Origin of the sequence: Cellulosimicrobium sp. CpK407, from assembly GCF_051844275.1 — a bacterium.
Classification (GTDB): domain Bacteria; phylum Actinomycetota; class Actinomycetes; order Actinomycetales; family Cellulomonadaceae; genus Cellulosimicrobium; species Cellulosimicrobium cellulans_G.
This window is the reverse complement of the sequence record NZ_JBGNYC010000012.1, coordinates 1-20,927: the sequence shown is the minus strand read 5'-3', so window position 1 is coordinate 20,927 and position 20,927 is coordinate 1. Positions and strand designations below refer to the sequence as shown.

The 20,927-nt window shown below is 73.1% G+C and carries 21 protein-coding genes; 4 read left to right on the top strand and 17 right to left on the bottom strand.

Going from position 1 to position 20,927, the window contains the following annotated elements:
• Nucleotides 1–8: 8 nt before the first annotated feature.
• The 9 genes from ABWU78_RS07570 to ABWU78_RS07530 form a co-directional block, all read right to left on the bottom strand.
• On the bottom strand, nucleotides 9–2,000 hold the full coding sequence (locus ABWU78_RS07570; RefSeq protein ID WP_353707134.1) for a penicillin-binding transpeptidase domain-containing protein: 1,992 nt from the start codon (nucleotides 1,998–2,000) through the stop codon (nucleotides 9–11).
• A gap of 141 nt (nucleotides 2,001–2,141) precedes the next feature.
• The gene (locus ABWU78_RS07565) at nucleotides 2,142–2,819 is read right to left on the bottom strand and encodes a hypothetical protein (RefSeq protein WP_439158008.1); all 678 of its coding nucleotides are present in this window, start codon (nucleotides 2,817–2,819) and stop codon (nucleotides 2,142–2,144) included.
• Entirely contained in the window at nucleotides 2,816–4,315 is a 1,500-nt protein-coding gene (locus tag ABWU78_RS07560; RefSeq protein ID WP_439158007.1) for a WXG100 family type VII secretion target, read from the bottom strand. Before ABWU78_RS07560 ends, ABWU78_RS07565 begins: the two co-directional genes overlap by 4 nt.
• A 172-nt stretch (nucleotides 4,316–4,487) precedes the next feature.
• Complete coding sequence (locus ABWU78_RS07555) at nucleotides 4,488–4,778, bottom strand: DUF1905 domain-containing protein (protein WP_253051902.1); 291 nt, start codon at nucleotides 4,776–4,778, stop codon at nucleotides 4,488–4,490.
• Nucleotides 4,779–4,880: 102 nt separating this feature from the next.
• A complete protein-coding gene (locus ABWU78_RS07550; protein ID WP_439158006.1) occupies nucleotides 4,881–6,107 on the bottom strand; it encodes a MalY/PatB family protein in 1,227 nt (408 codons plus the stop codon).
• A 94-nt stretch (nucleotides 6,108–6,201) separates the two neighbouring features.
• Nucleotides 6,202–7,035 (bottom strand): hypothetical protein, encoded by an 834-nt coding sequence (locus ABWU78_RS07545; RefSeq protein ID WP_439158005.1) that lies wholly within the window; start codon nucleotides 7,033–7,035, stop codon nucleotides 6,202–6,204.
• Nucleotides 7,032–8,858: a bifunctional lysylphosphatidylglycerol flippase/synthetase MprF gene (locus ABWU78_RS07540; protein ID WP_439158004.1), complete on the bottom strand. Its 1,827-nt coding sequence runs from the start codon at nucleotides 8,856–8,858 to the stop codon at nucleotides 7,032–7,034. The genes ABWU78_RS07545 and ABWU78_RS07540 overlap by 4 nt, the downstream gene beginning before the upstream one ends.
• Nucleotides 8,859–8,983: 125 nt before the next feature.
• On the bottom strand, nucleotides 8,984–9,718 hold the full coding sequence (locus tag ABWU78_RS07535; protein WP_439158003.1) for a DedA family protein: 735 nt from the start codon (nucleotides 9,716–9,718) through the stop codon (nucleotides 8,984–8,986).
• Between the two features lie 105 nt (nucleotides 9,719–9,823).
• Entirely contained in the window at nucleotides 9,824–10,987 is a 1,164-nt protein-coding gene (locus tag ABWU78_RS07530) for a serine hydrolase domain-containing protein (protein WP_439158002.1), read from the bottom strand.
• A 99-nt stretch (nucleotides 10,988–11,086) separates the two neighbouring features.
• Here ABWU78_RS07530 and ABWU78_RS07525 point away from each other — a divergent pair, with 99 nt between their 5' ends.
• Nucleotides 11,087–12,103: an LLM class flavin-dependent oxidoreductase gene (locus ABWU78_RS07525; RefSeq protein ID WP_439158001.1), complete on the top strand. Its 1,017-nt coding sequence runs from the start codon at nucleotides 11,087–11,089 to the stop codon at nucleotides 12,101–12,103.
• Nucleotides 12,104–12,120: 17 nt separating this feature from the next.
• On the opposite strand, the gene ABWU78_RS07520 is transcribed toward ABWU78_RS07525, so the two are convergent.
• From ABWU78_RS07520 to ABWU78_RS07510, 3 genes are all read right to left on the bottom strand, one after another.
• Nucleotides 12,121–12,621, bottom strand: coding sequence for a type I restriction endonuclease (locus ABWU78_RS07520; protein WP_439158000.1), 501 nt, complete (start codon nucleotides 12,619–12,621; stop codon nucleotides 12,121–12,123).
• 89 nt (nucleotides 12,622–12,710) lie between these two features.
• Nucleotides 12,711–13,772 carry an ImmA/IrrE family metallo-endopeptidase gene (locus tag ABWU78_RS07515; protein ID WP_439157999.1) on the bottom strand — a complete coding sequence of 354 codons (1,062 nt, stop codon included), beginning with the start codon at nucleotides 13,770–13,772 and terminating at the stop codon, nucleotides 12,711–12,713.
• A 23-nt stretch (nucleotides 13,773–13,795) separates the two neighbouring features.
• On the bottom strand, nucleotides 13,796–14,092 hold the full coding sequence (locus ABWU78_RS07510) for a type II toxin-antitoxin system RelE/ParE family toxin (RefSeq protein ID WP_439157998.1): 297 nt from the start codon (nucleotides 14,090–14,092) through the stop codon (nucleotides 13,796–13,798).
• A gap of 159 nt (nucleotides 14,093–14,251) precedes the next feature.
• Here ABWU78_RS07510 and ABWU78_RS07505 point away from each other — a divergent pair, with 159 nt between their 5' ends.
• On the top strand, nucleotides 14,252–15,544 hold the full coding sequence (locus tag ABWU78_RS07505; protein ID WP_439157997.1) for an AAA family ATPase: 1,293 nt from the start codon (nucleotides 14,252–14,254) through the stop codon (nucleotides 15,542–15,544).
• 80 nt (nucleotides 15,545–15,624) lie between these two features.
• Nucleotides 15,625–16,173 carry an RloB family protein gene (locus ABWU78_RS07500; RefSeq protein ID WP_439157996.1) on the top strand — a complete coding sequence of 183 codons (549 nt, stop codon included), beginning with the start codon at nucleotides 15,625–15,627 and terminating at the stop codon, nucleotides 16,171–16,173.
• A 473-nt stretch (nucleotides 16,174–16,646) separates the two neighbouring features.
• Here the strand turns inward: ABWU78_RS07500 and ABWU78_RS07495 are convergent, their stop codons facing one another.
• The 4 genes from ABWU78_RS07495 to ABWU78_RS07480 all read right to left on the bottom strand — a co-directional run bounded on the left by ABWU78_RS07495 (nucleotide 16,647) and on the right by ABWU78_RS07480 (nucleotide 19,720).
• Nucleotides 16,647–18,281 (bottom strand): polyamine aminopropyltransferase, encoded by a 1,635-nt coding sequence (locus ABWU78_RS07495; RefSeq protein ID WP_439157995.1) that lies wholly within the window; start codon nucleotides 18,279–18,281, stop codon nucleotides 16,647–16,649.
• A gap of 2 nt (nucleotides 18,282–18,283) precedes the next feature.
• On the bottom strand, nucleotides 18,284–18,517 hold the full coding sequence (locus ABWU78_RS07490) for a DUF350 domain-containing protein (protein ID WP_047231757.1): 234 nt from the start codon (nucleotides 18,515–18,517) through the stop codon (nucleotides 18,284–18,286).
• Between the two features lie 109 nt (nucleotides 18,518–18,626).
• On the bottom strand, nucleotides 18,627–19,382 hold the full coding sequence (locus tag ABWU78_RS07485; protein WP_439157994.1) for a DUF4178 domain-containing protein: 756 nt from the start codon (nucleotides 19,380–19,382) through the stop codon (nucleotides 18,627–18,629).
• Complete coding sequence (locus ABWU78_RS07480; protein WP_439157993.1) at nucleotides 19,379–19,720, bottom strand: S-adenosylmethionine decarboxylase family protein; 342 nt, start codon at nucleotides 19,718–19,720, stop codon at nucleotides 19,379–19,381. Before ABWU78_RS07480 ends, ABWU78_RS07485 begins: the two co-directional genes overlap by 4 nt.
• Before the next feature lie 185 nt (nucleotides 19,721–19,905).
• Here ABWU78_RS07480 and ABWU78_RS07475 point away from each other — a divergent pair, with 185 nt between their 5' ends.
• The gene (locus ABWU78_RS07475) at nucleotides 19,906–20,325 is read left to right on the top strand and encodes a VOC family protein (RefSeq protein ID WP_439157992.1); all 420 of its coding nucleotides are present in this window, start codon (nucleotides 19,906–19,908) and stop codon (nucleotides 20,323–20,325) included.
• Between the two features lie 108 nt (nucleotides 20,326–20,433).
• Here ABWU78_RS07475 and ABWU78_RS07470 read toward each other — a convergent pair.
• Nucleotides 20,434–20,927, bottom strand: a 494-nt coding sequence (locus tag ABWU78_RS07470) for a PfkB family carbohydrate kinase (protein WP_439157991.1), incomplete at its 5' end; no start/stop codon positions are given.

The following is a 20,927-nucleotide window of genomic DNA, read 5'->3' as shown; positions in this document are numbered from 1 at the left end:
TCGCGAGGTCAGGCGTTGGGCGCGTCGAGGAACGCGTGCATCAGCGGGCCCGCGGTGACGGCGCCGCCGTCGCCCGTCTCGACGAACACGGCGACCGCGAGGTCCCCCTGGGTCGCGATCATCCAGGCGTGGGACTGGCTGCCGTCGCCGTACTGCGCGGTGCCGGTCTTGGCGCCGGGCTCCCCCGGCAGGTCCTGGAGGATCGACGCCGACCCCTCGGTGACGACGGCGCGCATGAGGTCCCGCAGCGTCGCCGCCTCCTCCTCGGTGAGGGTGCTCGCGGGCTGCTCGTCGGCGACGGTCTGCACGTCCGGGTGGACCAGCACGGGCGCCACCGTGTGCCCGGCGGCGACGCTCGCCGCGACGGTCGCCATCGCCAGCGGGGAGGCCTGGACCTTGCCCTGCCCGATCATCGACGCGGCGTGCTCGGTGCCCTGCGAGTCGGTCGGGACGTCGCCGAAGAACGCGGGGGCGCCCAGGTCGGACTCGACGCCCAGCCCGAGCGACGCGGCGGCGTCGTGCAGCGCCTGCTGCGTCACCGTGTCCCGCTGCCCGATCATCGCGGTGTTGCACGAGTTGGCGAAGGCGGTGCGCAGCGGCACGTCGCCGAGCGCCGCCGTCGGGTAGCCCGGGACGTTCTGGAACTCGCGGCCGTCCACGGAGATCGTGGGCGGGCACGCGACGGTCGTGTCGGGCGTGAGCCCCGCGCGCAGCATCGCGAGCGTCGTCGCGACCTTGAAGGTCGAGCCGGGCGCGTACTGGCCGGTCGTCGCGGTCGAGAGGCCCTCGCCCGCCGTCGAGCTCGCCGCGGCCAGCACGGCTCCGGTCGAGGGCTGGATCGCGACGATCGCGCTCGGCCCCTGCCCCGCCAGCACCGCCTCGGCGGCGACCTGCATGTCCGGCCGGAGGGTCGTGCTGAGGGGGACGCCGTCCACCGGGTCCACCGAGAAGACCTCGGTCACCTCGCCGTCGGCGTCGCCCTCGCCCGGCACGACCTCGATCGACAGGCCCGGGACGCCCCGGAGCTGCTCGTCGTACTGGCGCTGGAGGCCGGAGAGACCGACCTGGTCGCCGGCGGCGATCGCCCCCTCGGACTCCTCGACGATCTCCGCCGTCGCGTCCCCCACGCGCCCGAGGATGGGGCGCGCGAACTCGCGCGTCGGCGCGAGCGGGAGCTCGTCGTCGAGCACGCGGACGCCGTCGACCCCGCGCGCCGCGTCGACGTCGACCCCCGCCGTGTCCTCGGTACGGACCGTGATCGCCTCGACGAACGCCTTCTCCCCCGCCCCGGCGACGCGCTGCGCGTACTCCTCGGGGTCGAGCCCGACGATCGCGGCGAGCTCGCGCGCGGCGCGGTCCCACGCTCCCGAGGCGACGAGGGTCTTGTCGACGCCGATCCGGTAGACCGGCCGGTCCTGGACGATCGGGACGTCGCCCGCGCCGAGGATGCCCGCACGCACGGCGGGCACGCGCTTCACCGCGAGCCGGTCGCCCTGGCCGAGCTCGGGGACGAGCACGTCCGGCTCCCACACGACGTCCCACGCCCCGGGTCCGTCCTCGCCGTCGGCCGCCTCCGCGAACGTCAGCTCCGCCGTCGTCGTGTACTCCCAGGCTTGCTCCCCGGCGACCTCCCAGCGGTAGGCGAGCGTCGCCGTCGCACGGTCGCCCGCGTCGTCGCCCTCCTCCACGACGTCCACCGTCGAGACCTCGACCGTGCGCTCGTACGGCGCGAGCGGCTCGAGCACCGCCTCGAGGTGGGCCTGGACGTCCTTCGCGGCGCCGTTGCGGAACTCCAGACCGCTCACGTCGCCCGCCTGGATCGCCTGCGCGAGCGCGTCCGCCGCGTCCTGCGCCTCCGGCCGGTCGGGCGTGCACGCGGCGAGCGGGAGGGCCAGGACGGGCGCGAGCACCGCGGCGCTCGCCCAGCGCACTGCCCGGTGCCGGACGCGCGGCCGGCCCTGCGTGGTCGTCCGGCCGTGGTCGTGCGCGACGCTGCTCACTCGCTGCTCCCCTGCTCCGTGCCGTTCGGGACGGGAGGGACGCTACCTCACGCCCCGGACGTCCCGGGCGCTCGGGACGAACCGGCCCGGTTCGTCCCCCGGTTCTTCACGCCGGGCACGCGGAGGAGGCCGGCCGAGCCGTCAGTCCGGGGTGACCGGGCTGATCGCGTACCAGAGCCGGATGCTCTCGTCGCCGCCCGGCCCGGGCTCGTGGCTGATCTGCACGGACGTGACGACGTCGCCGTTCGAGCCGTTGATGCCCGTGCGCTCGCGCGTCCCGCCCGTGCGCAACGCGTCGAGCGACGCCGGGAGCTCGTCGAGCCAGCGGTCCACCTGCGACCGGGGGAAGCCGAGGACCTCGGCGTCGGCGACGAGCTGGTCGTGGACCGCCTGGCCGCCGGACAAGGTGCGGAACACGTTGATCGTGCTCACGTACCCCCGTCGGGGCTGGATCGTCAGCTCCTCGGCCGTCGTGGACCACGTCCCGTCCGGGAGGGTCAGCTCGACCTGCGCCGCGCCGTCGGGCACCCGCACGACGGCCTGCGACTCGCCCAGCCCCACGGACTCCGCGGTGATCGGCCTGCTCACGTCCCAGCGCATGGGCTCGCCCCTCTCGATGTCCTCGATCGTCGTCGTCCCGGCCTCGTCGCCCGACGCCGTCCCTCCGGTCGCCGTGCTCGTCCCGCCCGGGCTCGTGGTCGCGTCGTCCGGACCACCGAACGTCACGGTGCACGCCGTCAGGACGAGCGAGCCGGCGAGCACGACGACCGCGGCCCGAGTCGCCGTCCGCCGCCGCCCGGCCAGGCCGAGCCGGCTCACTGGTCCACGTCCACGTCCCACTCGGTCAGTCTGTCAAGGATGCGGCCGATGCGTGCGGGGTTCGTGAGCCGGTAGTCGTCGATCCGGTCGGAGACGTCGGTGCCGATGATCTGCGCCGCCTGGTCCGGGTGCTGGGTGACGAGCTGCTGGTAGGCGGGCAGGGTGTCGTTCGCGATGTACTCCCAGCGCGTCGCCTGGTCGGCGATGTTGCCGCCCGGGAGCGGGGTCTCGACCGTCACGGTCCCCTGCACGGGGTTGTCGAACGAGATGCCCGTGAACGGGATGCCGAGGTTCTCCGGGCCGGGCGTCTCGACGCTCACCGTGAAGGGGTCGTACTGCGCGTACGTGCCCGCGCCCGGGATCGACGGCTCGCCGACGAGCGTCATGAGGTACGTGAACGCCTCGCCCGTGACGGGGTGGCCGCGCATGGTCTGCCAGTCGTCGGCGATGATCTGGTTCTGCTCGCGCCACAGCAGCGCGGTGTTGCCGTCCGCGAGCGCCTGCGCGTCACCCGCCCGTCCGGCCTCGATGTCCGCCCACGCCTGGTACGCGGCGTCGTCGATGACGCCGGCCTCGAGCAGCCGCTCCATCTCCTCCATGCCGCCGTTCAGGTACGCCTCGTGCATGACGGCCTGGTCGACGAAGATCTCGCGTTGCATCGACAGGAACTGGTTCTCGTAGAACCCGAGCTCGGCGTCGGTCATGGTCGCGATCGCCTCGAGGGCCGCGCGGTCCACGCCGGGCGGGAGGGCCCGCGCACCGGTCGCGACGTCCTGCGCGAGCTGCCGCATCATGTCGAGGTCGAAGAACCCGGCGGCGAACGACGGCCCGATCATCGCCGCCATGCCGGCCCACTGCATCCACGGCTGGTCGAGGTAGAGCTCGCCGTAGTACGTGTAGACGCCCTCGATGATCTCGCGGTTCGCGGACGCCCCGGCGGACGGGTCCCAGTCGGCGAAGTCGAAGCCCGCCTCGGCCGCGGCGACGCGCGTCCAGTGCGCGACGACGAGGTCCGAGAAGCCGGGCGAGTCCGGGTCGACGCCGAGCCGCACGAGCTGCGCGTAGAGCGCGGCGACCTGGGCGTCCGTCGCGCTCGCGAGCCACTCCGCGCGCTCGCTCGCGTCCATCGCGGCGTACTCGGCGGGGGTGGGCGTGGGGACGCTCTGCCGGGGGCCGCCGGGTCCCGACGTGGGGCCGCCGCCGGGGCCGCCCAGGGTGCCGCCGCCGTCGCTGCTCGCGGACTCCTGCTGGTCGGCGTCGGCGGCGAGCTGGTCGGCCGCGGTGTCGAGGAGGGTCGCGGCGGCGGCGAGCGAGGGTCCGAGGCTCGCGGCCCAGTCGCCGCGGAACTCCGCGGCGTCGGGGCCCTCCCAGCGGGTCGCGGCGTCGACGACGGACGTCACCTGCGCCCGGTGGGCGCGCAGCGCGTCCGCACCCCCGCGCAGGGTCGACGCGAGCGCGCGCAGCGCCCGGACGTCGGCGCCCCACAAGCCGCTCATGCCGTCTCCTCCCCGCACCTGCGCGTGTCCCCTCACGCGCACGTGTCGACAGCCTCGTCTCGACGGTCGCACGCCGACGCTACGCGGCGCGCACGTCCGCCGCGATGGGGAGCGCTGCCCATCCCGCCCGACGCGACGGGCGTCGTCGCGCGGGACGGGTCGCGGGCGGGCCTCAGCTCAGACGTCGTTCGAGGCGCACGGTGACGGTGTCGCCCACGTCCTTGCCGAGGCGCTTGCGCACGGCCGCGTTGAGCGACAGCATCAGGCCGCCCGCGCCGGTCGGCATCAGCCCGACGTTCCGCAGGGGGACGTCGTCGACGGTCGCGTCGACCCGCACCGACCGCAGGGACCCGAAGATCTCGCGCGCCTCCGGCACCTCGACGCAGGGCCAGGTGTCGCCCTTGACGTCGACGCCGACGGGCGCGGTGAACGTGCGGTCGAGGGGGACGGGATCGAACGGCATGGTGCCTCCGGGGGTCGGGGTGCTGGTCGGGCTGTCGGTCGAGGTGATGACCGTGCGCGCGGCGCGAAGTCGTCGGTCGCCGGGGCGCCGGGGCGCCGGGCGTCAGGATCGCGCGAGGGAGGTGCCCATGCGCTCCACAGCCTCGGTGAGCACGTCGACGCCGGTCGCGAGGTTGAGGCGCACGTGGCCCTCGCCGCCGGGGCCGAACCGGCGCCCGTCCTCCAGCGCGACGCGCGCCCGGTCGAGGAACCAGCCGCGCGGGTCCCGCGCCGGTGCCGGGGCGCCGTCGGAGGAGGGGACGCCGTCGATCCCCCGACAGTCGAGCCACGCGAGGTAGGTCGCCTCGCCGGGGCGGTAGCCGACCTCCGGCAGGTGCTCCGTGAGCAGGTCGGCGAGGAGCCACGCGTTGCGCTCGACGCCCGCGAGCACGGCGTCGAGCCACGCCTCCCCGTGGTCGAGCGCGGCCACGTGCGCGAGCACCGACACGTGCTGCACGCCGTGGCTCGCCTCCTCGGGGATCCGGCGCAGGTCGTCGGCGGCGTCCGGTCCGGCGACGGCCGCCGCCGCCTTGATCCCCGGCAGGTTCCAGGCCTTGGACGCGGAGACGATCGCGACGGCCCGCTCGGAGCCCGGGACGGCGAGGAGCGGGGTGTGGGTCGTCGCCGGGCGGCCGTCGAGGCCCGGGCGGGTGAGCGGCGCGTGGATCTCGTCCGCGACGACGCGCACCCCGTACCGGGCGGCGAGCGCGAGCCCGGCGTCCAGCTCCGCGGGGGTGTGGATCGTCCCGGTGGGATTCTGCGGGTTGCACACGAGCCAGACGGCGCGGCGCCCGCTCCCGGGCCCGCTCCCGTTCGCGGCGACGCCCGTCGCGTCGGCGAACGCGCGCTCGAGCGCGCCGAGGTCGAGCCGCCCGTCGGTGCCCAGCGGCGCGTCGACGACCCGCCGCCCCTCGTTCGCGGTGCACCCGTAGAACGGCGGATAGACGGGTGGGTTCACGACGATCGCGTCGCCCGGTGCCGTGAGCACGCGCAGCACCTCGACGATCGCGAGCATGACGTCGGGCAGGGTGCGCGACGTCGACGCGTCGAACGACCAGCCCCACCGGCGCTCCGCGAACCGCGCGTACGCCTCGCCGTAGGCGGTGCCGACGTCGTACCCGGTGTCGCCCGCGCGCAGGGCCGCGGTGACGGCGTCGACCACGGCCTCGCACGGCGCGACGTCCATCTCCGCGACGAACAGCGGCAGCACGTCGGGGTCGAACGCGCGCCACTTCACCGACGTCCGACGGCGCAGCTCGTCGAGCGTGAGGACGTCCAGGGGTGTGCGCATCGTTCTCCTCCCTCGGTGCCGAACCCGGGACGGCTCCTCAGGAAGCCGTGCGCGTGGGGAGCGACCCCGGGTTCGGCGGGTCGATTCGGCCACCCTAGGTCGTGTCCGGGGCCGCGGGCGTCGGGACCGACTCCTCCGCCGCGGCGTTCGCCGGGCTCGTCGCGAGGACGACGCAGCCGCCCACCGCGGCGAGCGTCGCGAGCACCGCGGGCACGGCCCAGCCCGACCGCACGACGTCGCCCAGCACCGCGAGCCCGACGATCCCGGGCACGAGCACCTCGAGGACGGACACCGTCGCGGCGACGGTGCCGACGGCGCCGCGCTCGAGCGCGCGCAGGTACGCGAGCGCGCCGGCGACGCCGCCGAGCACGATCGCGATCGCCAGCGGCTGGAACACCGTGTCGAGGAGGTCGCCGGACGCGTGGGCCCCGCGCGCGGCCACCGCCGCCACCGAGTACCCGAGGCCGCCGAGCACGGCGAGGAGCACGGGGTGCCCGCGCCGGTACGCGGCGGCCGTGCCCACCGCGACGGCGGCCCCGGCGACGTTCACCCACGTCACGAAGCCTGCCGGCGGGTGCGTCGCGGGCTGCTCCCCCGCCGCGAGCGCGAGCACGACGAGGCCCAGCACGACGACGCCCATCGCCACGAGGTCCGAACGGCGCAGCGTCGCGCCGAGCACGAGCCGCGCGAGCAGCACGACGACGACCAGCGACGCCGCGACGACGGCCTGCACGACGAACAGCGGCAGGTGGTCGAGGGCGAGGAGCGAGAGGAGCCACGCGACGCCGTCGACCACGAGCCCGCCGATGACGAGCGGCTGCGCCACGACCGCGAGGCCGTGCGCCCGGCGCGTCGCGACCGCCTGCATGATGGTGCTCACCGCGTACAGGACGCTCGCGGCGACGGCGGCGAGGAGCGACAGGATCACGAGGTCTCGCCCCCGGCTGCGGCGGCCGGGCCCGGCGGCGCCTCGGGAGCGGGCTCCGCCGGCGCAGAGCCCACCCCGCGCAGGAAGCGGCCGATCAGGGGGATCTCCGTCACCCCCTCGGCGCCGGCCATGACGAGCGCCTGCGCGGCGGCCTGCTCCGCGGAGTCGAGGACGACGTAGCGGCGCGTCCAGCCGGGGTCGAACTTGTCGTTGAACGTCGCGAGCGTCTCTACCTGCGTGCCCTCGGAGAACCTCTTGACGACCGGCCGCACGAGCTGGTCGAGCCGCGAGTCGCGCTCGCCCTCCATGAGCTCCCGCAGGACGGCGAAGTTGAGGCCCAGCCCGCGCTGGCCCCGCGCGACGAGCTCCGCGATCGTCGCGACGATCGTCGCGTCGACGAGGCCGTTCGGCAGGTCGGGGACGTCGAGGCGGCGCCGCATGACGTCGAGCGACCAGCCGTCGATGTCGCTCGCGGGCACCCACTGGCAGAACGCGTCCACGCGCCCCTCGGCGGACCGGGTGACGGAGAGCATGAGCCCGGTGTCGCGCGGGTCGAACAGGCGCGAGAGCGTCATGGAGAACCCGCGCTCGTCCTCGCCGCGCCGGGACTCGTCGCTCATCGCGGCGATCTCGTCGCGCAGCGCGGGGTCGAGGGTCGTGGGGTCGTGGAAGGTCGTCGTGTAGCCGGCGCGTGCGACGCGGTTCACGGCCTGGCGCAGCGACTTGTGGGCCTTGCCCTCGAGCGTGAACGACGGGCAGTCGACGGTCGCCTCGTCGCCGAGGTAGGCCGGGAGCAGGCCCGACGCCTCGTAGACGGGCAGCCACGGCTCCCCCGCCGCGACGACCGCGACCTTCCAGCCGTTGCGCGCGACGTGGTCGAGGAACTCGGCCCAGACGAGCTCGCGCTCGGCCGGCGGGCAGACCGGGTCGGGCGAGACGAGGCACACGCCGTTGCGGACCGAGTGGGCCACGACCCCGTGGCCGACGAAGAACCAGTCCTTGTCGTCGCGCAGGGCGAAGTAGTCGAGCGTGCCGCCCCCGTGCGCCGCCACGACGGCGCGCGCCTTCTCCCGCTCGGCGAGGTGCTCGGCGGGCGTCGCGGGCCGCGGGGCTCGCGGCGAGAGCAGCCACCACAGCACGAGGACCACGAGCACGAGGTTGAGCACGGTCGCGATCCCTGCGAGCACTCGTGCGGCGGCCTCGAGCTCGGCGTCGTCGGCGTCGCGCGCCGCGAGCACCACGGCGACCGCGACCACGACGAGGACGAGCGCGACGCCGATCGCGACGAGGAGCAGCACCGCCCGGCGCACCGCGCGCCGCGTGGGCAGGACGGGGAACGCGCGCCACTGCGTGAGGAGCCACCCGACCGCGAGCAGCACGACGACCGCGGGCAGCGCGTGCCGGTGGTGCACCAGGTGCGCGACCGCCGTCAGGCCCAGCACCGCGCACGTGACGACCCACGAGAGCCGGTGGCCGTTGCGCAGACCCCGCGCCGTGAGGAGCAGCACGACCGCGGCGAGCAGGATGCTCGACGCGCGGCTGCTCGCCTCGACGCCCGGCAGGAAGTCCTGGAAGACGGTCAGCCGCTCCCAGAGCCGCCGCGCGACGAGGCCCGCGAGCGAGAGCACCGCGAGCACCACGACGACGGTCGCGGCGACCCGGCGCACGCGGACCCGGTGCCGCTGGGCAGCGAGCGGGGAGTGCCGCCCCGTCGCGACGAGAGCGTCGTCGGCCCCGGCGGCAGGCGCGGCCCGCGACGCGCCGGACGACGCGCTCGGTGACGGGCTCGGCGACGCGCTCGGTCGGGGGGTCTCGTCGGGCACGCTCCGATCATCCGTCAGGCGTGCCCCGACCGCGCGGGCGGCCGGCCCCGGGCGCTGCCGCGACACGAGCGCGGAGACGCCGCGTCGGGGCGCCCCCGGTCCGGACCGTCAGGCGGTGCGCAGGATCAGGCCTCGTCCCGGGCGGGCGACGACGACCGCGCGCCGCGCGCGTGGGCGGGGCGCTCGTCGTCGTTCACCCAGCGCCAGACGCGCGTCACGACGAACCACGCGACCGCGGCCGCGACGACCACGATCACGATCTTCTGGAGCACGCCGGCGTACTCCTCCACGACGTGCCACTGCTCGCCGAGCGCGTACCCGGCGTAGACGAAGATCGTGTTCCACACGAGGCTGCCCGCCGCGGACAGGCCGAGGAACTTCCACAACGGCATGCGCTCGACCCCGGCCGGGATCGAGATGAGGCTGCGGAAGATCGGGATGAAGCGACCGAAGAAGACGGTCGCGCCGCCGTGCTTGAGGAAGAACTGCTCGGTGCGGTCGACGTCCGCGACCTTGACGAGCGGCAGGCGCTCCGCCACCCAGCGCGTGCGCTCGCGCCCGACGAGCGCCCCGACGAGGTACAGCGCCAGCGCCCCGACGACCGACCCGGCCGTCGTCCACACGATCGCCTCGACGAGCCCGAAGCTGCCCTGGCTCGCGGTGAAGCCCGCGAGCGGCAGGATGATCTCGCTCGGCAGGGGCGGGAACAGGTTCTCGAGCGCGATCGCGATCGCCGCGCCGACGGGCCCCAGCGTCTCCATGAGGTTCACAGCCCAGCCGGCGACGCCGTCGAGCGCGGGCTCCGCCGTCGACGCGGCGGGCAGGGCGGCCGAGAGGGCGGTCGAGAGTCCGGAGGGCATGGTCCCCGAGCCTAGGCGAGCGTCGGGACCCCGCTGGGCCGATGCGGGCGAGACCGTGTGGAGGTCTCGTGCGAAGCCGCCCGGACGGACCCTGCCCGGCCCGCGTCAGCCGCGCACCAGCGCGTCGATCCTCCGGACCGGGTCCCAGGCGCCCGCCTCGCCGTTGGAGACGACGACGACCGTCACGCCCGGCGCCCCGGCCGGCGGGAGACCGTCCGGGACGGATCCGCCCGCGTCCGGGTAGTGACGGAGCATCGCGCTCGACCCGGTGTTGATCCCCTCCTTGTACGCGGAGCGCACGGACCCGTCGGCGAGCAGCTCGAACTCGAGCCCGAACCCGTAGTGCACGCTCGCCGCGCGCTCGACGCCCTCGGCGTCCTTGTCGTCCGTCTCGTCCGTGTCGCCGTCGTCGTGCTTGACCTGCGGCGTGAGGAACGCGCGCGTGAGGTCGGGCGGCAGGAGCTCGCCGCCGCGGACCGCCGCCCAGAACCGGGCGAGGTCGCGCGCGGTGACGTGCGCGCCGCCGTCGGGCGAGCCGACGGGCGGGTAGGAGTAGATGTTCTGCCGCCAGCCGGTGACGGGCCCCTCGTCGTCCGGGCCCTCGCGGACGGGCTCCCAGCCCTCCGCGACGTCGGGCTCGGCCTCGTCCATGCGGAAGAACCCGGAGCGGTCCATGCCGGCGCGCGCGAAGACGTGCTCGCGGACGTACCCGCGGTAGGTCGTCCCGGTGACCTTCTCCAGCGCGAGCCCCGCGAGGACGAACCCGACGTTGCAGTACCGGCAGCCCTCCCCCGGCGGGAAGTTCGGCTCCTTGTGGACGAAGCCGGGGAGGAAGTCGGCCGTGCGCGTCACGGAGTAGCTCGGCCGGTCGACCCACAGCGCCTCGTACGACTCGCCCGCCTCCTCGTCGGCGTCGTCGGCGATGCCCGAGGTGTGCGTGAGCAGGTGCCGGAGCGTCACCTCGCGCGGGATCGTCGTGCCCGCGAGGTCGACGTGGTCGTGGATGCGGTCGTCGAGCCCGAGCCGCCCTTCCCCGACCTGCTGGAGCACCGCGACGGCGGTGAACAGCTTGGTCACGGACGCGACGTCGAACCGCGTGCTCGTACGGACCGGGACGCCCCAGCGCCGGGACGCGACGCCGTACGCGCGCTCGAAGAGCACGTCGCCGTCGCGCTCGATCCGCACGACGCCGGAGAACGCGTCGGCGTCGGCCGCCGCCCGCAGGTGGGTGTCGAGGGCGGCCAGGGCGTCGTCGTCGAGCACGGTCATGCCTCGACGGTAGGCGGGCTGCACCCGGGGCGGCCAGGTCTTTGCGGTCGCCGGTGGCGGGCGCAGCCCCTGGGAGCGCTGTCAGGGTACGGTCGCGGCATGGCGACCTCGACGACGACTCCTGCGCTCGGCGTGATCCTGCCGCGCGAGCTGCCCGCCGACCAGATCGTGCCGTTCGCGCGCCGCGCCGAGGAGGTGGGTCTGGACGAGGTGTGGGTCGTCGAGGACCTCACCTTCCACGGCGGGATCGCGCAGGCGGCGACCGTCCTGGCGACGACGCAGCGCCTCACCGTGGGCATCGGGATCCTCCCCGCCGCGACGCGCGCGCCGTCGACCGCCGCGATGGAGGCCGCGACGCTCGCCGCCCTGCACCCGGGCCGCCTGCACCTGGGGATCGGGCACGGCATGCCCGCGTGGATGCGGCAGATCGGCGTTTGGCCCACGAGCCCGCTCGCGATGCTCGAGGAGACGACGTCGGCCGTGCGCGCGCTGCTGCACGGCGAGCGCGTCACGGTCTCGGGCCGGTACGTGACGGTCGACGACGTCGCGCTGCACGCCCCGCCCGCCTCGCCGCCGCCCGTGCTTGCCGGGGTGCGCGGCCCGCGCTCCCTCGAGGTCTCCGGCCGCGTCGCCGACGGGACGATCCTCGACATGCCCGTGACGCCCGAGTACCTGGCCGTCGCGCGCGCCGCTGTCGACGCCGGGCGGGCGAGCGCGGGCGACGCCGCCCCGCCGGAGCACCGCGTCGTCGCGTTCTCGCTCGGCGCGGTGCACGACGACGTCGCGACCGCCCGCGCGATCGTCCGGCCGAGCCTCGCCGTCCTGGGCGAGGCGGACTGGTCGGCGCAGATCGACCCGCTGCCGTTCGCCGACGACTTCCGCGCCCTGCGCGACGCGAGCGACACCCCCGAGGCGTTCGCCGCCGCGATGCCGGACGCGTGGGTCGACGCGCTCGCCGTCGTCGGTCCGCCGGACGCCTTCCGCGCCCGGCTCGCCGAGCTCGGCGCGGGCGGGGTGTCGAGCGTCGTGCTCGTCGCGACGAGCCCGGACCCGGCCCGCCCGGACGACCCCTTCGCGGCACTCGACGCGCTGGAGGCCGTGGCGGGTGATAGCTGACGCCCGGACCGGCAGGCTCAGGCGCTGCGCTTGGTGATCTGGTTCTTCAGCTTGAACGTGGCGACGGCGATGCCTTTGACGAACGTGACGAGGTCCAGCGAGTTCTCGTTCGTGGTGCTGTACTGCACCTGCCGGGTGACGGTGAACCGGTTCTGCGCATGGGAGTGCCGCAGCAGCGGCATTCTCCGCGGAGGCAACGGATAGCAGACCTCGACGTGGTACGCCCGGTGCAGGACCCCGTCACGCGGGATGGCGACCACGCCGCGGCGGGTGATCTCGCCCTGCAGGCGAGAGGGGAACCCGTGCCGCGCGGTGGACGAGAACGGCCCGGACAGGTCCAGGGCATCCCGCACCTGGGGCTGTGTGTCGGCGAGGAACGGGTCGAACCGAGCGACGTCGAGCGCATAGGCACCATTCACATCCTGCGGGTCGCCCTGCGTCCAGCCCCCGTACGGCTCATTTGAGATCATTCCGCAACGATCGCGCTCCCCCAGCAACTCCTCGTCGAGCCTGCTCATCCCGCTCCCCCCTCCGCGGCTGGGCGGCGCCCCATACTCGCAGGTGGAAACCCAGCCGGTCACGGGTCCAGCCGGTCACAGCGCTCGAGTCATCCGTGGTGGTCGGCCCCGAACTCATACTTCACCTTGAGATCGTGCCCCCAAGCGTAGTCGCCCGTTAGTCTCTGCACCCGCCCGAGGACAACGCCCGGTGAGACACCGATCTGCCGGGCGATCTCTCTGACAGCCGCTTTGCTGCGATTGCGTGGGAGCGCCTCGGCGGCACCAGGCGGGATGAGCAGGTCCGCGGCAAACTGGTTGGCCTCGTGCTCGGCAGAGTCTTCGTCCGTGTTCACGTACAACCCACTATGCGGGTGCAGGAGAACGTGGCCAAGCTCGTGGAACACCGTGAACCAGAGCTGATCGTCCGACTTGCCGCGGAGTGAGAGCTGGACGATCGGACGCCCCTGCAACCAACGAGTCGCACCATAGGCGCCCAGGCCCGGGACCGGTGGGACATAGCAGAGCGCGACCCCGACTGTCGCCAGCATCGCGCGAGCCCGTTCCGGCGCATCGCGGGGTTCGAGCGACAGAGCGCGCAGCGGCAGAAGCAGGGCTTCGAGACGCGCGGCATCGAAGGGCGGCAGATCGTCGAGATCGACCCACCGTTCGCCGACCGTCAGCCAGGTGGCCAGGTGCTCGGAGCACGCACTGCGCGTCGCCGCCTTGCGGTACGCGACCGCGCTCTGCGCCCACGAGTGGTCCCAGGCATCCAGGTCTGCCACCTTGAAGAACCGTGCGAGCTGGCGGACCGTGCCGGCCTTGTCCCGGGCTGGAGCGTCGATGAAGCCGAGTCGGCGGAGGTAGGACAGCGGGAATGCCGTGGCGCGCGCATGCTGGCCGGTGAGCACGGCGTCGACCGCCAGGCGAGCCCTGTCCTCCTGGTAGAGGGCTTCGAGCTGGTTCCACCGTCGCGCAGGGACACCGGTCACGTTCTCCAGCCCGATAGCCAGCTCGTGCGAGAGCGTCACCTTGCCTCGTAGAAGCTCGCTGACGTGCTTGCGGGAGACTCCGAGACGCCGAGAGAGCTCAGCGGCGTTGATGCCGTTCTCCTCGAGCCACTCCTGGATGAACTCGCCGGTCGGAACGGCGTAATTCGGCTGTGCAGTCATGGCGCCCCTCCCCTGGGTCATCACTAGTGGTAGTCCTCGAGCCGGACGACGACGACGGACGTCGAGTCGGCGCCGGCCACTTCGACGATGAGCCGCCAGTTTGCGGAGACCCGTGCCGACCACGTGCCTCGCCTGTCGCCGGTGAGCTGCTCCCACCTGCCTGGCCCGTCGAGGACGTCAGCCATCGTCTCAGCAGAGCGCAGCTCGGCGAGCCTTCTCCTCAGTGCCTTCGCGACCTCAGCCCCCACCTCCTTGCGCATCGCGCGCTCGTCGGTGCAGACCCGCTCGAAGTGCGCGCTGGCGTACGTCACCTCAAGCATAGCAAACCCCGTTACCACATCGGTAACACCCCTGCTCCACCCTGCCTCCTGCCTCGCTGGCGCGATCGGACCCGGACCAGGATGACACACAGCCGGTCGATTCTGTGGAGAGTCGACGGAACTGGTGCTGTAACTGCCGATGATGCGTAGGCTTGGTGCATGCTGATCCGGTTCGAGGTCGAGAACTTCCGGTCGATCCATACCCCCGTCCAGTTGTCGATGGTTGCGATCGACCGTGACCGCCCGGGTGCTCGCGAGCACGCCGCGCTGGGCGAGAGTCTCGTGACGCTCGCCGGTATCTACGGCCCGAACGCCTCTGGCAAGTCGAGCGTCGTGCAGGCCCTCGCCTGGCTCCGCGCGGCCGTTCTTTTCTCGCTACGCGGATGGGAGGATTCGATCCCCGTCGAGCAGTTCGCGTTCACGGACCAGACGGACCGCGTCACGTCTTTCACCCTCGACCTCGAGTCGAACGGAATTCGCTACGAGTACCTCCTGGAACTCACGCCGGACGCGGTTCAGTACGAGGCGTTGTTCGAGTACCCCAAGAAGCGGTCGCGGCGTATCTTCGAGCGCGAGGGCAACGACCTCGAGGTCCCCCGCGGGGCAACGCAACTCTCCGCAGTTCGGCAGTTGCTCACTGAACGCACGTTGACGCTGTCCCTGATGCGCCGGTTCGACGTTGATGCCGTAGCACCGGTAACCGAGGCGATCTCACGCCTGCAAGTGCATGGAGTCAGAGCCGGATTCCGCCAAGGCCCTCGCGACTTCCGCGGCTACACGTACGGAGTTGGCGCGCGCGCCGCGGAGAGCGTGTTCAACGCTGGGCGAGCGGTCGCCCAACCCTCACTCTTCGGGGACGACGAGGAAATGTTTACCAGCAGGCGAGCACGGGCGGTGTCCCTTCTCCGGTTGGCGGATCTGGGTGTCGACGACGTTGTCTACATCGAAGAAACGGTCACCTACGAGGACGGTGACTCCCGGACTAGGCGACGGCCGACACTCCTACATCGCGCCGGCAACGATCGTCGACCGTTAGAGTTTTCCGAGGAGTCAGCAGGAACTCAAGCTTGGTTCCATCTCATCCCCTCGATTCTTCACGCCCTAGAACGCGGGTCGATCGTGGTGTTTGACGAACTCGACGCGAGCCTTCACCCGACCCTCTCCGCAGAGTTGCTGCGACTATTCCGCGAGCCAGCCACAAACCCGCATGGCGCCCAACTAGTCTTCACCTCTCACGACACGAGTCTGCTAAACGAGCTCAACCGCGACGAGGTGTGGTTGACGGAAAAGCGACCGGATGGGTCTACACGTCTTGGCGCACTCTCGAACTTCGCCGGAGAGCGAGTACGCACGTCACAGAATCTCGCTCGCGGCTACCTGGGGGGACGCTTCGGCGGGCTGCCCGACGTCGACCACACTGATTTTCTGCGCACTCTCGGTCTGATCGGCTGACGCGGGTGGCGGGTCGACGCAGGAGGCCGAGCAAGCCGCTACGCCGTTCGGCGGGCGCGCGAGCCGAGCGGCGAACGATAGTGGTGCTGTGCGAGGGCAAGGTCTCCGAACCTGCCTACGTTCGTGGGCTCAAGCGCGTGCCGGAGATCGGCGGTCGTACCGCACTCACGATCGAACTCGCTCCTGAGCGCGACGTACCGCTCCCACTCGTGCAAGCGGCGATCCCGTACACGAGCCGCGAGGAGGTGGACGAGGTGTGGTGCTTGTTCGACGTCGAACACCCGCACCAGCATCCGCATCTTGACGAAGCACTACGTCTCGCGGAGGCGTACGGGATCCGGGTGGCGGTCTCCAACCCGTGCTTCGAGGTTTGGCTCGTGCTGCACCACCGGGACTGGAACCGCCCCGGTACGACGACACATGATGCGGAGACCGCGGCCAATGCCTGCCACGGCGTCAATGGCAAAGCCCTCGATCCCGCGGTGATCCTCCCGCTACGGCACGACGCCGCTCGACGTGCCCGCGCACTCGACACGCGGCACGAAAGGGACGGGACGCCATTCCCTCGCAACAACCCTTCCTCGGGGATGCACCGATTCCTGGACGCCGTGGAATCGCGCGAGGCTTGACCCGATGAACTCCCGGCGCTACGCGTGCGCTCCCAGATGGACGTTCGGGTATCGGTCCGCGGCGGTCGAATCGCTATCTTTGTTGGCCAGGTCAGATGCACCCAACGGTGCAGCGAACCCCTCGGCGGGGTCGATCGGTGGTAGCACGGCCGCGATCGAACTCACGTTGACCTGTCAAGTCACCACATCCGACTTTAAGCCGCGTTCGGAACTCCTCGAGCGACGTGATCTCGCGGCGGACGACGTGGATCTGCCGATCGATCCGTGCAGTCCTCGCCTCGATCCGCGCGACGATCTCTCGCTGCTCCTCGATGGGCGGCAGGGGAATCAGGAGTTCACCGATCGTGCCCTGGCCTACGTTCTGCATGGAATGGCCCGCGCCGGTGGCTCCAACTCGATCTGTGCACGGGACGAGCGCGTGCGGAACACTGCAGCGACGACGCACACCCTCTCCCAGCCGTGGCGCACGCGGCTCAGTAGCGCCAGGCGCGCATGTCCTCCTGGTACGTGCGCTGCACCGTCGGGGAGAGCAGGGTCGACGGCGGCAGGTCGCGCGGCGGATTGTCGGCGGGCAGGTGCGTGGTCGCGGCGAGCGACGCAGCGTCGTGGAACCGCAGGCCCTCGGGAAGCGGCGTGCGCGCGAAGAGCCCGGGGACGTCGTCGGGCGCCCCGGCCCCGCCAACCGCCCCGTCCTCGGGGAGGGAGAGCGCGAAGCCCCACTCGCCGAACGACGGGACGTTGATCGTGAGCGGCACGACCGCCCGGTCGGGCGCCGCGGCGCGGACGGTGGACACGACCTGCCAGAACGCGTCCGGCGTGAAGTACGACGACGTCGCCTGGGTCGCGAACGCGCCGCCCGGCCGCAGGTGCGCGGCGACCATGCCGTAGAACTCCTGCGAGTACAGCTTGGCGACCCGCTCGGTGGACGGGTCCACGAGGTCGACGAGCACGACGTCGAACGCCTGCGGGGTGTCCTCGACCCAGCGGAAGGCGTCGGCGTTGACGACCGTCACGCGCGGGTCGTCGAGCGCGTGCTCGTTGAGGTCGGTGAGGAGCCGGTTCTCGCGCGCGAGGTCGGTGACCGCGGGGTCGAGGTCGACGAGCGTGACCTCCCGCACCGAGTCGTACCGCAGCACCTCGCGTGCGAGGAGTCCGTCGCCGCCGCCGAGGATCGCGACGGACGCGGGCGCGGCCACGGACGTCATCGCCGCGTGCGCGAGGGTCTCGTGGTAGCGGGCCTCGTCGACGGACGAGAACTGGAGCTGGTTGTCCAGGTAGAGCCGGGTGTCTCCGCGGTACTCGGTGACGACGACCTGCTGGTACGCGCTGCGCTCCTGCGCCACGACCGGGTCCTGGTACATCCCGGCGCTGATGCGCGTCTCGAGCCACGTGGACGCGGCGAACCCCGCGAGGAGGACGGCGAGCGTCACGCCGGCGAGGACGGTCCAGCGCGGCGGGTGGCCCATGCGCGCGAGCATGAAGGCCGCGACGGCGACGTTGAGCACGGCGACGGCGAACGCGGTGCGGACGAGCCCGAGGTACGGCAGCAGGAGGAACGGGAACAGCAGCGACGCCGCGAGCGCCCCGAAGTAGTCGAGCGCGAGCACCTTCGACAGGAGCGAGACGGACCCCTCGCTCCCCCGCTCCTTGAGCACCGCGACGAGCAGCGGGATCTCGACGCCGATCGCCGTGCCGATCGCGAGCGACAGGATCACGAACACGACCCACGCGAGCTCGGTCGACGCGTACGCCCAGAACAGCGCGAGCACCGACGTCCCGCCGAGGAGCGAGAGCACGAGCTCGTTGCGGACGAAGCTCAGGCCCGCGGTGCGCTGGAGCCGCGGCGCGAGGAGCGAGCCGAGGCCCATGCCGAACAGCGTGAGCCCCGTCGCGACGGAGAACGCGACGACGGAGTCGCCGAACAGGTACGACGCCGCCGTCCCGAGGATGAGCTCGTAGACGAGGCCGCCGACGGCGACGAGCAGCGCGGCGGCGAACACCGTCGGTCGGTCCATGCGGTGCGCGCGCCCGGCGCGGCCGGCCGCGGGGGCGACGCCGTCCTCGGGGGCCGCGGGCGCGCGGGGCGGGAGCTGTTCCTGGTCGAGCACGGTCAGGAGCTGATCGTCCCCGCGATGATGAGGCCGATCGCGACGGCGAGGCCCGCGATCATCACGCCGAACGCGACGTTGTGCTCGTCGACGAGCTCGCGGTGCAGGTTGAGCCGGAACACCTTGTTGGCGACGACGAGCGTGACGAGCAGCAGGACGATGCCGAGCGCCGAGTACAGGATGGTCGAGAAGAAGGACCAGAGGAACGCCAGCGGGGCGGCGGCGGTTGCGATCACGGTGTCTCCCGGAGTCAGGTCGTGGGGCGGTCGGGTGCGTCGGGCAGGAACGGCGGTCGGCGGCCGGGCACGGCGTCCCGCCCGCAAGGGCCTCCGACGGTCGGGCGGGTCACTTGCCGAGACCCCCGCCACCGCCGCCGTACACGGTGCGGCGCACGCACGTGCTGCCCTGCTCGGTGGTGGTCACTTGGCCTGAGGGCGCGACGGTCTCGACGGTGCGGGGCGTGCACGCCCCGTCGCCGGACGCGGCCCGCGCCGTGCACGACGCGAAGAGCCCGACGAGCACGACGCCGGCGACCGCGAGGGCCACGAACCGTCCCCCGGGGAGCGTGCGCGGCGCGACGCGACGACCGAAGAGCCGGCGCTGCTCGGCGGCGTCGAGGCGCCGGCCGCGGTAGACGGCGGTCACGGGACCGAGCGGGCCGGTCGTGCGCTCGATCGAGACGATCGTCCCGTGGGCCGAGAGGTCGACGTACTCGACCTGCTGCCCCACGACGAACGGCTCGGCGAACTGCCCCTCGACGTGCTCGACACGACCCGTGCCGCGCTCGCGCACGACGAGCGAGTGCTGCCGGCCGTCGAGGCGCAGGGCGAGCGTGCGCCCGGTGTGCAGCGCGGAGAGGTCGACCACGGGCGGCCACGCCTCGGTCGGGTGCAGCAGCGTGACGTCGCGGGTGTCGTGGTCGTACTCGACCCAGACGTCCGAGCCGTCGTGGCCGAGGAGCTGCCACTCCTCCCACGTGAACGTGGTGCCGCCGTGCACGGTCGACAGGACGGCGACGGCGCGCGGCGTGGCGCGCTGGGGCGGCGTGCCGACGAGGTCCTCGCCGACCCGCATCGCGAGCCGCGGTCGGGTCCGGCTCACACGAGGCTCCGCACGGCGACGTCGGCCGCGCCCAGCGCGTCGGCGAGCAGGGTGCGCACGTCGTCGGTGAACGTGGCGGACGCCGGGGCGCGGCAGGTCGTGAGCGTCACGTAGGCGGTGCCGTGCTCGGGCCACGTGTGCACGGCGAGGTGGGACTCGGCGAGGAGGATCACGACGCTCGTGCCCTGCGGCTCGAAGCGGTGGGAGGCCTCCCCGAGCGGCGTCATGCCCGCGTGGCGGACGATCGCGTCGAGGCACCGGCGGACGGTCGGGTCGTCGTCGAGCAGCGCCGGGTCCGCGCCCGTCACGTCGAAGACGTGGACGAGGTTGCGCTGCACGCCCGCTCCCCCTGTCGCGCTCCTCGGTCCGTGGGCCGCACGCGGGTGAGCGGCCCGCGGTCCGGTGGCCGCGCCGTCGGGCCGCGCACACCTTAGCCGACCGACGGAGCGGCGGTCCGCTCAGTCCGGGCGTCGCCACCGGTCCCTACACGAGTCAGGTCCGCACCCACGACGTGGAGGTCATCATGGCCGCTCAGCTCAGCCCCTACCTGAACTTCGACGGCGACGCCCGCGAGGCCGTCGAGTTCTACGGTACCGTCTTCGGCGTCGCGCCGGACATCAGCACCTACGACTCGATCGGGCCCGTCGACGATCCCGCGCAGGCCACGAAGGTCATGCACTCCCAGCTCCCCATCGAGGGCGTCGGGACGCTCATGGCGTCCGACGTGCCGCCGGGGACGACGCTCACGGACCACGCGTCGGTCGCGCTGTTCGGCGGCCCCGACGACCGCGAGCGCCTCCGTGCGTGGTTCGCCGCGCTCTCCGACGGCGCGCGGGAGGTCATGGCGATGGAGACCGCGCCGTGGGGAGACGAGTTCGGCATGCTCACCGACCGGTTCGGCGTCGGGTGGCTGGTGAACGTCTCCGGGCCCACCACGGCCTGACGTGATTCCCTCGGCAGAGCCGGCCGCTCACACCGGGACCGGGCGAGCGTCACGACGTCGTCGTGGAGGGCCGAGAGCTCGCGGTGACGAGATCCCATGCTCGGCCGCTCAGGCGGTCGTGAGCTCGGCGCGGCGCGGTGGGTTGGCGCCGGCGCGCGAGACGGTGACGGCGGCGACGGCGGCGCAGCGCTCGAGGAGGCGGGTGAGCGTGGCGGTGTCGACGGCGCGCAGGGCGTCGCGGCGGTCGGCGCCGAGCAGGCCGGCGTCCCAGAGCCCGTCCAGGAGCGCGCCCATGAAGGAGTCGCCCGCGCCGACGGTGTCCACGACCTCGACCCGCGGGGCCGTGACGCGCTGCTCGCCTGCCGCGGTCAGGGCGAGGGCGCCCTCGCCGCCGTAGGTGACGACGACGAGCGCGGGGCCGAGCGCGAGCCAGTCGCGCGCGACCGCGACGGGGTCCGTCCCGGGCACGAGCCAGGCGAGGTCCTCGTCGCTGACCTTGACGACGTCGGCGAGCGCGACGAGCGCCTCGATCCGGGCGCGGGCGTCGGCGGGGTCGCCCATGAGCGCGGGGCGGGCGTTGGGGTCGTAGGTGATCGTGGCGG